A 13,264-nucleotide genomic window follows, 5' to 3' on the forward strand; every position below is an offset into this window, starting at 1 on the left:
ATCAGCGCTCCTCGTGCGTGGGTGTGGGTACCGGGGCGTCGTGCCAGGTGACGTCGGCGATCCGCAGTTCGCGGCCGGACAGCAGCTCCACGGCCGCGCCGCCGCAGCCGGGGCAGCTCAGCCGCGGCGGTACGCCGGCCGGCCAGGTCCGGGCGCAGCCGCCGCAGCGGGCGCGGGCCGGGATCCGATCGGTGACCAGTTCGGCGCCGGCCAGGACGGTGCCGTCGCGGGCGAGTTCGAAGGAGAAGGCCAGCGCGTCGGGGACGACTCCGGCCAGTTCGCCGATCTCCAGCCGGACGCGGCTGACCGCGGTCGCGCCTTCGGGCCGGACCGCGCTCTCGACCTGGTCGATGACCGCCAGCGCGATGGACATCTCGTGCATCGGCCCGTCTCTTTCGGTGGGTACGACCGGTTGCCGCCGGGCCCCATTAGACGGCGCGGCCCCGGGGCGTCCGGGGTGCCTCGCCGGGGCGGGGCGGTGGCATACACCGTTCGGTGCAGCGGACCGCGCGCGGCCGGCTCAGCCGGCGGCGGCCGGGGCCCCGGTGGCGTCGCGCTCCGGCTCCGGGGCGCCGACCAGCCGCAGCACCACCCGGACCGCCTCGTCGACGGCGGCGGCGACCGGTGCGCTCAGGCCCATGCCCTCGGAGGTGTCGGCGGGCTCGCAGCCGACGACCAGGACGCGGTCCGGCCGCCGGGCGCCGATGCCGGCGCTGAGCGTGCCGAGCAGCGCCAGGACCGCGTCGGGCGTCATGTGGTGCGCGTCGAGGGGGACGGGCCGGGGCTCGGGGCCGGGGCCGGGGTCGGCGGCGTCGAGTACGTAGAGGGAGCCGGGGGCCCCGCCGCGCGCGGCGGCGTCCACCAGCAGCACGGTGTCGTAGCCGTCCAGCATCCGGTAGGCGAGGTGGACGCCGCGGACCCCGGCGTCGACCAGTTCCACCCCGTCGGGCAGCGGGTGCGCGCCGAGCGCGCGGACGGCCTCGACGCCGAAACCGTCGTCGCCGAGGAAGATGTTGCCGACGCCGGCGATCAGGGTGCGGCCGGGCGGGAGGGGGCGGTGCGGGGCGCTGCTCACTGGTCCTCCGGGGCGCGGGTCCGTCAAGGCGGGAAGCGGCGTCGGCGCGGCTTCCGCCCTCTTCGTAGCACCGCCTGGGAGGCGCGGGCAGCCGACGGGGGCCGTTCCGGTGACGCACCAGCACCGGAACGGCCCCGCGGCCCGAGGGGGACGGGCGTCAGGACGGCGACCCGGCCTCCACGGTGGTGACGGTGAACGTGCCGCCGCAGACCCGCAGGCCGTTGCTGCCGGTGGTCATCGACTCCTTCGACCCGGGCGGGTAGACGAAGACGATCTGGGAGTTGTTCCAGCACGGGATGTCCGAGACGCCCTCGTTGACCGTGTGCAGCAGGGCGTGCGCGCTCTGTCCGGGCTGGAGCCGGACCGCTCCGCCGGCGCCGCCCTCGCGGGTGGCGGGCGTGCCGACCGCCGAGCCGTCGCGCTGGATCAGCGAGACGCCCGGGAAGCCGCGCAGCGTGCACGCCTTCTTGCCCTTGTTGGTGAAGACCAGCGGGACGCGGATGTTGCCCGCCCCGATGTCGGTGCGGCCCAGGCGCAGCGACATGTTCGCCGCGGTGCAGCGGTCCGAGGCCGTCATGGCCGAGGGGTTGGCCTGGCTGGCGTTGGGGACGCCGGAGGTGCCGGCCGAGGGCTTGGCCATGCCGGAGGGCCGGGCCGCGTTCCCGGAGGACTGCGCGCTGCTCCCGGTCGACGGCGCGCCGTTCGCGCCCGAGGTGGCGGGCGCGGCGGCCGACGAGGGGTGGGAGGCGCTGTCCGTGCCGTTCTGGCAGGCGGAGAGCGTCAGCGCGGTGACGGCGATCAGCGATCCGGCGGCGACCCGGCGGCCGCGGCCGCGGGTCAGGGAGGTGAGCGACATGAGTCCCCCTCGTCTGGTAGGTGGGTCCCTCGTAACAGTGGGTGCGTTGCTCTTCCAGCGTGCGCCCGGGCACTGCCGGTCCGCTAACGAGGCACTAACACACCACTAACGAGGCCGCGCGCCCGGTAACACGCCGCCCCGGCCGGCCCGGGTGACCGGCCGGGACTTCCGGTGCGCCGCCCAGGCTCGCAGAAAACCCCGCGGGGTGCGGACGCGGCACCACGAGCTTCGGCCGTTTCAGCCTTCCCGCTCACCGGACCCTTCAGCACCTTCCGTCCCAGGTGTCACACGGTGGCGCCCATGCCGCCGGTATGTGCGCAGGACCGACCCACGGACGTCGGCCCTGGTGGCGGCGGAGTCCCTCGGACCGGACCAGCCGTCACCACTCGACCGAAATCCCACCATAGGGCGTAGACGAGACGTCTCCGTTGACCCGGAGGTTGCACCGCACCACCCAATTCCGGCCACCAGCGGCTACCCGCCCACCGCCCCCCGATTGACGGCCGCCAGCACCGCCCGCACCGACGCGGTCAGCACCGACGTGTCCTGCCCCGCGCCCCAGTAGGTACCCCCGCCGGTCCGGCACCGGACGTAGGCGACGGCGGTGCTGTCCGGCCCCTCAGCCGTGGCGTGTTCGGCGTACGCGGTGATGTCCACGGGGTGTCCGGCCGCGGCCAGCGCGTCGGCGAAGGCGGCCAGCGGCCCGTTGCCGCGCCCCTCGTACGCGCGCACCGCCCCGCCGGCGCCCAGCTCGCAGCGGACCAGGTGCTCCCCCGGCACCGGCTCGGTGGCGCTCCAGTCCCCCAGCGCCACCGGCCCCTCCGTCCCCGGGTCCAGATACGTCCGCCGGAACAGCTCCCACAGCTCCTTGGGCGTGGCCTCCTGCCCGCTGTCGTCCGTCGCGCGCTGCACAACCCTGGAGAAGTCCGGGCGCAGCTCCCGCGGCAGATCGAGCCCGTGGTGCGCCCGCAGCAGATGGGCGATCCCGCCCTTCCCCGACTGGCTGTTGACCCGGATCACCGCTTCGTAGCTGCGGCCGAGGTCGGCCGGGTCGACCGGCAGGTACGGCACGTCCCACGGCGCCTCGGCCTCCGGGACGCCCAACTCGGCGGCGCGCCGGGCATGGTGGGCGAAACCCTTGCTGATGGCGTCCTGGTGGGTGCCGGAGAACGCGGTGTGGACGAGATCGCCGGCGTACGGGTGGCGCGGATGCACGGGCAGCCGGATGCAGTCCTCGACGGCGCGGCGGACGGTGTCCAGCGCGGAGAAGTCCAGCATCGGGTCGACGCCCTGCGTGTAGAGGTTGAGGGCGAGCGTCACCAGATCGACGTTCCCGGTCCGCTCGCCGTTGCCGAACAGGCACCCCTCGACCCGCTGGGCGCCCGCCAGCAGCCCCAGTTCGGCGCAGGCCACACCGGTCCCGCGGTCGTTGTGCGGGTGCAGCGAGAGGATCACCGCGTCCCGCCGCTCCAGGTGCCGGTGCAGGTACTCGATCTGGTCCGCGTACACATTGGGCGTGGCGATCTCCACCGTGGCCGGCAGGTTGTGCGTCACCGGCCGGTCCGGCGAGGCGTCCCACAACTCGGTCAGCCCGTTGCAGATCTCCAGCACCAGATCGGGCTCGGTGAGATTGAAGACCTCCGGCGAGAACTGGAACCGGATATCCGCCGCCGGCCGGTCCGCGGCCAGCCGCGCCATCAGCGTGGCCGCCTCCCGCACCAGGCCGCGCACCTCCTCCCGGGTGCGTCCGAGCACCACCTCCCGCCACGTCGGGGCGGTCGCCGTATACAGATGGACGACGGTCCGCGGCAGCCCCTCGATGGCCTGAAACGTCCGCTCGATCAGCTCACGGCGGGCCGGTGTGAAGACCACCACCGTGACGTCGTCCGGCACGGCACCGCTCTCCGCCAGATGCCGCACGAACGCGAAGTCCGTACGGCTCGCGGACGGATACGCGACCTCGATCTCCTTGAACCCCATCGCCACCAGCAGATCGAACATCCGGCGCTTGCGCGGGGTGTCCATCGGCTCGGCCAGCGCCTGATTGCCGTCGCGCAGATCGACCGGCACCCACAGCGGCGCCCGCTCGATCCGCCGCCCCGGCCAGCCGCGCTCGCCCGCCGGCACCTCGACCCGCTCGTGCGCGGGCCGGTACCGATGGGCGGGCATCGCGCTCCCACGCTGCGGATTCCACCCCGGCGCCCCCGCGGGCACCACCCCCTCAGGCGTACGAATACCAGCAAAAGCACAGCACATGACGTCGACATTCCTTCACAGAGCCGGAGAAGGACCGGCACCACCGAACCCCGCAGCGGGGCGCCGGTCGCGTCAAACCCCACCACGGCAGCCGAGAAGAAGCCCACGCAGCGTCATGCCGCGCACACTATCCAGAAACCAACACCTCAGACAACCTGAGGTGTTGCACCCTTCGGCGGGCGTTGCGCAGCGCCTACGGAGTTGGCGAGTCCCGCTCCGCTTCCGTCACCACTGACACACCCCGCCTATACGGGAGAGCCCGGTGCGAGCTTCAACCTCGCACCGGGCTCAGCATCTGGATTCGCCAGCCCCCTCCACGGGGACGAGACCACGCAACCGGCCGCGACGACGACGGAACCGCCGGGACCACCGGGTGCACACGGCGACGGCGCGGGCCGGAGGGGATGTCCCGGGGTGCGCCCGCAGGATCTGGAGCGAACCGCGGGGCAATCCTCATTCACAGACCAGATGCGCCCGCACCGAGGACGTACCCCGGGACAGCCCCTCCGGCCCCCACCCACCGAAGGGAACCCGAGGCCACCCCAGCCCCGCACGGCGCCGCAGCAAACAGCGTGGGGCGGCCACGAACGACCCAACCGCCGGCACGGCGAGCAACCCCCACCGAAGAGGGTCCGGCGGAACAACCCCCACGGGAAACCACCACGTGGGAGGCCGATCTCACCGCTGGAACAACGCCACCTCCACCCACGCATCCGCGCCCCCCGCCAGGGATATCGGCTCCGCCTGCGGCGGATACCCCGCGGCCGAGAGCGTGTAGTGCCGCCCGCTCAGCCCGGTGAAGGCGTACGCGCCGTCCGGGCCGGTGACCGTGTGCCCGGCGACCGCGCCGTCCTCCAGCAGCGTCACGGCCGCGTCGGCCACCGGCCGCCCCTCCGGCCCGCGGACCGTCCCCCGCACCGACACCGCGGGCCGCAGCCGAACCTCCAACTCCCCGGCGGAACCGGCCGATTCACCCGCGGCACCAGGGCCGGCACCCAACCGCACCGCCCGCGCCTCCGGCTCATGGCCGGGCGCGCTGAGGACGAGCGTGTAGTCCCCGTCCGGGAGCCCGCCGACCGCCCACGCGCCGTCGGCGCCGGTCTCCGAACGGGTCACCACGTCCCCGTGCGCGTCGGTGAGCACCACACCGGCCCCGGCCAGCCCGGCCCCCTCCGGTCCGCCCCGCACCGTGCCGCGCAGCCGGCTGCCGGCCGGTGTGAGGACCAGGTCCGTCCCGGCCGCGGGGCCCCTGCCGTCGTACGTGGCGGACGCGGCGTGCGGGGCGTGGCCCGGTGCCGTGGCCGTGAGGACGTACGTCCCCGCGGCGGGGGCGGCGAGCGCGTACGCCCCATCGGCCCCGGCGGTGGTGACACCGGCCTGCCGCCCCAGCCGGTCGATCAGCGTGACCGCGGCACCCGGAACGGCCCCGCCGCCGGAGCCCACCACCCGCCCCCGGAACGCGACGCCACGCGCGTCAGCAGCACCGGCCGAACCGGCAGCGGGACCCGACGAAACAGCCGCACCCGGCGAACCGGCAGAAGCCGGACCACCCACAGCCCCCGAGGAGCCGTCAGGCTCCAAGGCCGGATGCCCAGCCGCCCCCGAACCCCTACCGGCCCCCACCGGCGCCCGCCCCGGCCCCGCCGGAACCCGCCGCCCCGGCAGAAACGCCGCCACCACCACGCCCAGCGCGACCGCGGCCGTGGCGATCAGGAACGACACCCGGAAGCCGGCCATCGTCGGGACCGCGACCGGGCCCAGCGGCTGGGACATATGGGCCAGGACCATGCCGATCACGGCGCTCGACACCGAGGTGCCGATGGACCGCATGAGGGTGTTCAGACCGTTGGCCGCACCGGTCTCGGACGGGTCGACCGCGCCGACGATCAGCGCCGGGAGCGAGGAGTAGGCCAGGCCGATGCCCGCGCCGACCACCACCGCGATGATGATGGTCTGCCAGGGCGCCTGCATCAGGCCGATGCCGCCGCCGTAGCCGACGCCGATGATCAGCATGCCGAGCAGCAGGGAGATCTTGGGGCCGCGCCGGGCGGCGATCCGGGCGTACACCGGCGCCACGAACATCATCGTCAGCCCCAGCGGCGCCACGCACAGCCCGGCCACCACCATCGACTGGCCGAGGCCGTAGCCGGTCGCCTTCGGCAGCTGGAGCAGCTGCGGCAGCACCAGCGAGATGGCGTAGAACGCCACGCCGACCGTGATGGAGGCGAGGTTGGTGAGCAGCACCTCGCGCCGGGCGCTGGTACGCAGATCGACCAGCGGGTCCGCGATCCGCAGCTCCATCACGCCCCACAGGAGCAGGATCAGCGCGGCGGCGCCGAACAGGCCGAGCGTGGTGGGCGAGCCCCAGCCCCAGTCGCTGCCCTTGGTGATCGGCAGCAGCAGCGCGACGAGCCCGGCGGTCAGGCCGAGGGCGCCGGCGACGTCGAAGCGGCCGGGTGCCCGTACCGCGCTCTCCGGGACGATGAGCAGGGTGAGCAGCATGGAGAGGACGCCGAGCCCGGCGGCGGCGAAGAACAGGGTGTGCCAGTCGGCGTGCTGGGCCACCAGCGCCGCGGCGGGCAGCGCGAGACCTCCGCCGACGCCGATCGACGAGCTCATCAGCGCCATCGCGGAGCCGAGCCGCTCCCGGGGGAGTTCGTCCCGCATCAGGCCGATGCCGAGGGGTATCGCGCCCATCGCGAAGCCCTGGAGCGCCCGGCCCACGATCATGATCAGCAGCTGGCTGGTGAAGCCGCAGATCAGCGACCCGATGACCATCACGGCCAGGCTGGCCAGCAGCATCCGGCGCTTGCCGTAGAGGTCGCCGAGGCGGCCCATGATCGGGGTGGCGACGGCGCCGGCGAGGAGGGTGGCGGTCATGACCCAGGTGGCGTTGCTGGGCGCCGTGCCGAGGAGTGCCGGCAGGTCCTTGATGACCGGGACGAGCAGGGTCTGCATCACCGCGACGACGATGCCCGCGAAGGCGAGAACGGGGACGAGCCCGGCGCGCGCTCTGCGGTGGCGGCCGTCGGGGGGCGGCGGCAGGGGCGCGGCGCGGTCCGCCGTCCTGGCGGGGAGCTGGTCCGTCGTCGTCGGGGTCATGCGAGTGGCCTCCAGGCGGCAGGAGTGGCGGAGAGCGGGGCGCCGCGCGCGGCGGCGCCGCACGGTGCGCGGACAGGGCCGGGCCCTGATACGTGCATGACGAACATGTCAGGCCGGGGAGCTATTCCGCGGCCCCGGGGCCCGTCTCATCCCCTGGGCGGTGATCTCGCTCACGCCCGGCGCCCCGGCCCGCCGCCCGCGCCCCCTGACACCCCTCCGGACGCACCCCCGAGCGCGCCCTTGGCTTCGCCAACTCCCGTACGCCGCAGGCCCGTTGAGGCATTCCGCCCCGTCCGCCGCCCGTCCGCCGAGGCATGTGCCGCCCCCGCTCGATTCCCCGTTCACCGGCCCTCCCCCATTCCGTTCCGGTCACGACCGGGACGGATCCCCGGCTCGTCCGAGACGCTGGGTCCAGTGAACCGCACACCACTGACAATCAGCCGACCGAGGGAACGGGAGCGGTCACGGCACCGTGTCGACCAGGGCTTTTCCCTCGTCGTCCGCGCCCAGGCCGTCGTCCGCGCCCGGCCCCTGGGACGGCTCCGCGTCCGCCTGCCGCTGGAGCTCGGCGTCGAGCCGCGCGCCCCGTTCGGGGTCGAGTCTGAGCCTGGGGAGGATGGCGGGCACCGCGATAGTGGGCAGGAAGTGCTCGAAGAACACCACGAGCCGGTAGCTGAGGTCGCTTTGATCGGTGAACGCCTTCGACATCATCTGAAGGCCGGCGAAAGCACCGACGAACAATTCGGCGATGTCCCGGACATTGACGCTCTCCAGCACCTCGCCCCGCGCCTTGGCCTCCTTGAGCAGGCCCTCGACGAACGCCGTCCACGCCGTCATCGACTGCTTGCGGTCGAGATGGGTGCTCCCCTGCTCGATGGCGAGCCGTGCGGCCCCCCGCTGGATCGGATCGTGCCGGAGCCGGTACGCCAGGACCTGGCCGGCGTCGACGAACTCCTGCAGCTTGATCTGCTGGGGGTGGACCGTGATGTCCAGTACCTGCTCGCGCAGGACGGCGAGCGCGAGGTCTTCCTTGGACGGGAAGTGGAAGTACAGGGCACCTTTCGTCACGCCCGCGCGCGCGAGAATCTCCGCGATTGTCGCGCGGTCGAAGCCGAACTCGTCGAAGACCGACGCAGCGGCTTCCAGAATCAATCGCCGGGTCCTGACCGCGCGGTCCTGACGTGCCACAGAACGCCTCCCGTCCCTCAAAGGCTTCAGTCTCTCAGCAATTCGCTACGTCTCAAGTCTCCTCCACTTCCGATGGCCCTCCGCACCTCCATTGAAAAGAAAACCGGATGGTACGTATCTTAGCCGTGGCCAGAGTTCTCCCGATGTATGCCAAGGAGCTGTCATGAGTGATGCGTTGCAGGTCGACGGCGCGACTCGGCCCGCGCCGCAACGCCAGGCGCGGCCGAGCCGCAACCTTTGCGACGCGGTCTCGGTACGGCGGGCGGCCGACATTCCCGGTCTCCGGGAATTCGCGCACCGGTCCCGAGCGGAGGATGTACTCATCTCTTCCTGGCGCCGGCTGGGCCCCGGCCGCTTCACGGTGACCGCCCGGTGGCCACACGACCACGACTACCTCGCGCCGCGCCACGGCCGCCCGCACGTCCTCCTCGCGGGAGAAACCATCCGGCAGGCCGGACTGCTGCTGTCGCACACCGAGTTCGGCGTTCCGCTCGGCCACCACTTCATTCTCGGCGACCTCGTCTACACCACGGATCCCGACTACCACGTGGCCGGGGAGGGGCCGACGCGGCTCACCATCGGGGTCGAGTGCAGCCGGACCCGGATCCGGGCCGGGATGCTGGCCGGCAGCCGCTTCGACATGACCTTCCGCGACGGCGACCGCATCGTGGCGCGCGGCCACTCGCATGTGAACGTGACCTCCCCGGCGGTCTACCGGCGGATCCGCGGGGAGCGGCTCACCGCGCGCCGCGCCCCGGGGCCGCTCCCCGTGCCCGTCCCGCCGGAGCTGACCGGCAGCGCCGCCGACCGCGACGTACTGCTCTCCCCCACCGGGCGGCCGGGCCGCTGGCGGCTGCGGATCGCCCCCGGCCACGCCACCGTCGTCAACCCCGCGAACGACCACATCCCGGGCCTGTCGCTGCTGGACGCGGCGCAGCAGGCGGCCCGCGCGCTGACCGCGCCGGAGCCGTTCGTCCCGTACGCGTTCGCCACCGAGTTCCACCGGTACGCCGAGCACGGCGCGCCCTGCCTGATCGAGGCGCGTCGGCTGCCCACGGCGGTCCCGGGCACCACGGCGGTGGAGGTCACCGGTACCCAGCTCGGCGCGCCGGTCTTCGTCTCGACGCTGACCGCGATGGCCCCGTACTTCTGAGCGGGGCGGGCGGGCCGGCGCCGGTCCGCCCGTCCACCGCTCCCCTATGGGCCCGTGCGGTCCATCCCCCCTTCGTCACGGGTCCGCCGGGCCCGTGAATCATGTGGGCGGGCGACGAGCCGGAGACCGGACGGCCTGGCAGCCTGGGCGGCCAGGAGCCGGTGCGCCGGTTTCCGGCCGCGCCCACGCCCGCACCATCCCCGGTCATGGCGGCAACGGGCCGCCCTGAGCACTACGGAAGGCCGAATTCGACCATGGGTGACCTCAACGGAAAGACCGCGCTGGTGACGGGATCCAGCCGGGGTATCGGCCGGAGCATCGCGCAGCGCCTCGCCGGGGACGGCGCGCTGGTCGCCGTCCATTACGGGAGCAACGACATCGCCGCCAAGGAGACCGTGGAGTCCATCCGGGACGCGGGCGGCCGGGCGTTCCTGATCCACGCGGAGCTGGGCGTGCCGGGGGACGCCGAGGCGCTGTTCGCCGCCTTCGACGCGGAACTGGCCGCCTGCGGCGCGCGGCCCGGGCTGGACATCCTCGTCAACAACGCGGCGATCAGCCTGCCCGGTCACATCGGCGAGGTGACGCCGGAGGAGTTCGACCGCACCCTCGCCGTCAACACCAAGGCGCCGTTCTTCATCATCCAGCACGGTCTGCGGCGGATGCGGGACGGCGGCCGGATCGTCAACGTCTCGTCCGCGGTGACGAGTACGGCGTTCCCCTCGACGATCGCCTACGGGGTCTCCAAGGGCGCGATCGACACCCTGACCCGGACGCTCGCCAAGGATCTCGGCGAGCGCGGGATCACCGTCAACACCGTCGCGCCGGGCTTCATAGAGACGGACATGAACGCGGCCATGCGGTCAACTCCCGAGGCGCAGGCGGCACTCGCGGCCTTCTCGGTGTTCAACCGGCTCGGCCGGACCGCGGACGTCGCGGACGTGGTCGCGTTCCTCGCCTCGGACGACTCCCGGTGGATCACCGGGCAGCGCCTGGACGTGACCGGCGGGTCGATGCTCTGACGGCGGCGGAGCCGTCCGGCCCGGCTCCGGCGCGCCCGGCTCATCGGTCGCCGTCCGGAACGGCCACCCCTTCGAGCCGGAGCAGCTGCCGCTTGCGCGCCAGGCCGCCCGCGTAGCCGGTCAGCGAGCCGTCGGCGCCGATCACGCGGTGGCAGGGCCGGACGACCAGCAGCGGGTTGGCGCCGATCGCCGTCCCGATGGCGCGGACCGCGCCGCGCGGCGCCCCGATGGCGGCGGCGATCGCCCCGTAGGTGGTGGTCGTGCCGTACGGGATGGCCTCCAGCGCCGCCCAGACGCGGCGCTGGAAGTCCGTACCGCGCACCGGGGCGCGGTCGAGGGCGAACGGGTCGCGTGCCCCGTCGAAGTAGGCCCGCAGCCGCCGGGCGATCGCGGTGAACGCGTCCGGGTCGTGGGTCCAGCCGTCCTGGACGGCCGCGCCGCCCTTCTGGCCCGGTACGGACAGCGAGGCGAGCGCGGTGCCGCCGGGGGCGGCCGGGTCGGGCTCGCCCACCAGCAGCAGGTCGCCCAGCGGGCTGTCGAGGGTGGTGTAGAGGGTCATGCGTGCGCGTCCTGTCCGTGAGGTCGGTCTGCCGCCGTGCCGGTAGCCGGGGGCCCGGCCGGGCCGGCGGCCCAGAGGTGGTGGGTGGCGTACGAGCGCCAGGGTTGCCAGGCCGCCGGGTCGCCGCCCCCGGGCGGCGCGGCGGCGAGCAGGACATCGGGGTCCCCCAGGGCCCGCATCCGGATGTAGCCGGCGGTCCGGGGGCCGATGCCGGGCAGGCCGCGCAGCGCGCGTTCGGTCGCGTCCCGGTCGGTGCCGGCGTCCAGGACGACGTCCCGGGCGGCGAGCGCGGCGGCGAGGGCCCGGAGGGCGGCGGCGCGCGCCGGTGACGTCCCGAGGGCGGCCGGCGGGGCCGCCGCGAGGTCCGCGGCGCGCGGGAAGAGGTGGGTGAGGGCGCCGGCGGGGTGCGGCAGCGGTGCGCCGTACGCGGCGACCAGCCGCTCCCCGAGGGCGCGGGCGGCGGCGGGCCCGGCCCGGCGGCCGAGGACGGCCCGCACCGCGAGTTCGTCCGGATCGACCGTGCCCGGCGAGCGCAGGCCCGGATGGCGGGCGACCAGGGGAGCCAGCGCCGGGTCCGCGCCGAGCCGTTCGGCGACCGCGCAGGGGTCGGCGTCCAGGTCGAACAGCCGGCGGACGCGCTGCGCGGCGGTGGCCAGATCCCGCAGCTCGGTCAGATGCAGCCGGCAGTCCAGCCAGCCGTCGCCGGCGGCCTCGTCGACCTCCGCGACACCGGTGCCCAGCGGCAGTCGCAGGGTGCGCCGGTACGTGCGGCGGCCGGGCTCCCCGGTGACCTCCTCGATACCGGCGAGCGCCCGCCGCGCCAGGTAGTCGAAGACCTGCCGGGCCGCGAACGGGCCCCGGAACGCCAGCCGCAGCGGGAGCACCCCGGCGGCGGGCAGCGCGGCGGGGCCGGAGCGGGAGCCGGGGCGGGCGGCGCGCAGCCCGCTCGGGGTGAGCGCGTAGATCTCCTTGATGGTGTCGTTGAACTGGCGGATGCTGGCGAAGCCCGCCGCGAACGCGACATCGGCGACCGGCAGCGCGGTGGTCTGGAGCAGCACCCGCGCGGTGTGCGCGCGCTGCGCCCGGGCCAGCGCGGCCGGTCCGGCGCCGAGTTCGGCGGTCAGCTGCCGCTGCACCTGCCGGGCGCTGTAGCCGAGCCGGGCGGCCAGTCCGCCGACACCTTCCCGGTCGACCACGCCGTCGCCGATCAGCCGCATCGCCCGGCCGACGACATCGGCCCGGACGTTCCACTCGGCGGACCCCGGGACGGCGTCCGGGCGGCACCGCCGGCAGGCCCGGAAACCGGAGCCCTGGGCGGCCGCGGCGGTCGGGAAGAAGGTGACGTTGCGGCGGCGCGGGGTGGTGGCCGGGCAGCTCGGCCGGCAGTAGATACCGGTCGTGGACACCGCGAAGAAAAACGCCCCGTCGAACCGGGCGTCCCGGCTCCGCACCGCCTCGTACCTGCTGTCCTCGCTCATCACACCCCTACTGTGCGCCCTCCGGGCTCCGGCCTCTGGCGGAAATCGGACAGGGCGCTGCGGGGACGCGAGGGGTGGGGCCGGGGTCAGGGCGGGGGCATCGGCCAGTCGTCCAGGGAGCCGCCGCGCCATTCGACCAGGCGGGGGTCGTCCAGGGCGATGTCCTCGGCCGGGTCGGCGATGCCCGCGCGGCGGAGGAATTCGGCCACGTCGCCGCGGCCGTGGGCCAGACCGACGATCTGTCCGTGCACGGTCACCCGGCGGCCTCCGGACGGCGTCGGCGGATGCACGATGACGGGCGGGTGCTCGGTCATGCCTCCAGCCTGCGACGGGCGCCGCGCGCCCGCACCTCGGCGCCGGGAACTCACCCGGACGGAGCGCCGCGCCCCGCGCGCGGGGCGGGGGCCCGTAGCCGGACAGCGCGAACCGGCGCCGCGGCCGCAGTGCGGCAGCCGCGACGCCGGCAGTCACCTAGGGCATCAGCCCTTGAGGTCGTATCCGGAGAGGCGCTCGACGCCGCGGAGGAGGGCGGAGTGGTCCAGGCCGCCGTCGCCCTGCGCCCGCAGCGAGGCCACCAG

General features: G+C 74.5%; 11 protein-coding genes and 1 pseudogene. 2 read left to right on the forward strand and 10 right to left on the reverse strand.

The window, feature by feature from the left end; genetic code table 11:
* Nucleotide 1: 1 nt before the first annotated feature.
* The 6 genes from ADL22_RS36495 to ADL22_RS28975 all read right to left on the reverse strand — a co-directional run bounded on the left by ADL22_RS36495 (nucleotide 2) and on the right by ADL22_RS28975 (nucleotide 8,477).
* Entirely contained in the window at nucleotides 2-382 is a 381-nt protein-coding gene (locus ADL22_RS36495; RefSeq protein WP_066986285.1) for a hydrogenase maturation nickel metallochaperone HypA, read from the reverse strand.
* Between the two features lie 138 nt (nucleotides 383-520).
* Nucleotides 521-1,075 (reverse strand): hydrogenase maturation protease, encoded by a 555-nt coding sequence (locus ADL22_RS36500; protein WP_066986288.1) that lies wholly within the window; start codon nucleotides 1,073-1,075, stop codon nucleotides 521-523.
* 157 nt (nucleotides 1,076-1,232) lie between these two features.
* The gene (locus ADL22_RS28960) at nucleotides 1,233-1,931 is read right to left on the reverse strand and encodes a DUF4232 domain-containing protein (protein WP_066986290.1); all 699 of its coding nucleotides are present in this window, start codon (nucleotides 1,929-1,931) and stop codon (nucleotides 1,233-1,235) included.
* Nucleotides 1,932-2,405: 474 nt separating this feature from the next.
* Nucleotides 2,406-4,100 (reverse strand): 2-isopropylmalate synthase, encoded by a 1,695-nt coding sequence (leuA, locus tag ADL22_RS28965; RefSeq protein WP_234430892.1) that lies wholly within the window; start codon nucleotides 4,098-4,100, stop codon nucleotides 2,406-2,408.
* A 765-nt stretch (nucleotides 4,101-4,865) separates the two neighbouring features.
* Nucleotides 4,866-7,289 carry an MFS transporter gene (locus ADL22_RS28970; protein WP_079064507.1) on the reverse strand — a complete coding sequence of 808 codons (2,424 nt, stop codon included), beginning with the start codon at nucleotides 7,287-7,289 and terminating at the stop codon, nucleotides 4,866-4,868.
* Nucleotides 7,290-7,751: 462 nt separating this feature from the next.
* Nucleotides 7,752-8,477, reverse strand: coding sequence for a ScbR family autoregulator-binding transcription factor (locus ADL22_RS28975; protein ID WP_066986296.1), 726 nt, complete (start codon nucleotides 8,475-8,477; stop codon nucleotides 7,752-7,754).
* Between the two features lie 163 nt (nucleotides 8,478-8,640).
* Here ADL22_RS28975 and ADL22_RS28980 point away from each other — a divergent pair, with 163 nt between their 5' ends.
* The gene (locus ADL22_RS28980) at nucleotides 8,641-9,630 is read left to right on the forward strand and encodes a ScbA/BarX family gamma-butyrolactone biosynthesis protein (protein WP_079064508.1); all 990 of its coding nucleotides are present in this window, start codon (nucleotides 8,641-8,643) and stop codon (nucleotides 9,628-9,630) included.
* Nucleotides 9,631-9,884: 254 nt separating this feature from the next.
* On the forward strand, nucleotides 9,885-10,649 hold the full coding sequence (locus ADL22_RS28985; RefSeq protein WP_066986299.1) for an SDR family oxidoreductase: 765 nt from the start codon (nucleotides 9,885-9,887) through the stop codon (nucleotides 10,647-10,649).
* A 40-nt stretch (nucleotides 10,650-10,689) separates the two neighbouring features.
* Here the strand turns inward: ADL22_RS28985 and ADL22_RS28990 are convergent, their stop codons facing one another.
* The 4 genes and pseudogenes from ADL22_RS28990 to ADL22_RS35045 form a co-directional block, all read right to left on the reverse strand.
* Nucleotides 10,690-11,208 (reverse strand): methylated-DNA--[protein]-cysteine S-methyltransferase, encoded by a 519-nt coding sequence (locus tag ADL22_RS28990; RefSeq protein WP_066986302.1) that lies wholly within the window; start codon nucleotides 11,206-11,208, stop codon nucleotides 10,690-10,692.
* Complete coding sequence (locus ADL22_RS28995) at nucleotides 11,205-12,686, reverse strand: bifunctional transcriptional activator/DNA repair enzyme AdaA (RefSeq protein WP_066986305.1); 1,482 nt, start codon at nucleotides 12,684-12,686, stop codon at nucleotides 11,205-11,207. The genes ADL22_RS28990 and ADL22_RS28995 overlap by 4 nt, the downstream gene beginning before the upstream one ends.
* An 86-nt stretch (nucleotides 12,687-12,772) precedes the next feature.
* The gene (locus ADL22_RS29000; protein ID WP_066986309.1) at nucleotides 12,773-13,000 is read right to left on the reverse strand and encodes a hypothetical protein; all 228 of its coding nucleotides are present in this window, start codon (nucleotides 12,998-13,000) and stop codon (nucleotides 12,773-12,775) included.
* 165 nt (nucleotides 13,001-13,165) lie between these two features.
* Nucleotides 13,166-13,264 (reverse strand): annotated as a pseudogene (locus ADL22_RS35045) (2-hydroxy-3-oxopropionate reductase); the annotation flags it as partial.

It is taken from the genome of Streptomyces sp. NRRL F-4489, assembly GCF_001509485.1.
GTDB lineage: Bacteria > Actinomycetota > Actinomycetes > Streptomycetales > Streptomycetaceae > Streptomyces.

Coding starts and splice junctions, on each gene's coding strand:
- ADL22_RS36495 (WP_066986285.1), bottom strand. CDS start 382: ATGCACGAGATGTCCATCGCGCTGGCGGTCATCGACCAGGTCGAGAGC.
- ADL22_RS28960 (WP_066986290.1), bottom strand. CDS start 1,931: ATGTCGCTCACCTCCCTGACCCGCGGCCGCGGCCGCCGGGTCGCCGCC.
- leuA (WP_234430892.1), bottom strand. CDS start 4,100: ATGCCCGCCCATCGGTACCGGCCCGCGCACGAGCGGGTCGAGGTGCCG.
- ADL22_RS28970 (WP_079064507.1), bottom strand. CDS start 7,289: ATGACCCCGACGACGACGGACCAGCTCCCCGCCAGGACGGCGGACCGC.
- ADL22_RS28980 (WP_079064508.1), top strand. CDS start 8,641: ATGAGTGATGCGTTGCAGGTCGACGGCGCGACTCGGCCCGCGCCGCAA.
- ADL22_RS28985 (WP_066986299.1), top strand. CDS start 9,885: ATGGGTGACCTCAACGGAAAGACCGCGCTGGTGACGGGATCCAGCCGG.
- ADL22_RS28990 (WP_066986302.1), bottom strand. CDS start 11,208: ATGACCCTCTACACCACCCTCGACAGCCCGCTGGGCGACCTGCTGCTG.
- ADL22_RS28995 (WP_066986305.1), bottom strand. CDS start 12,686: ATGAGCGAGGACAGCAGGTACGAGGCGGTGCGGAGCCGGGACGCCCGG.
- ADL22_RS29000 (WP_066986309.1), bottom strand. CDS start 13,000: ATGACCGAGCACCCGCCCGTCATCGTGCATCCGCCGACGCCGTCCGGA.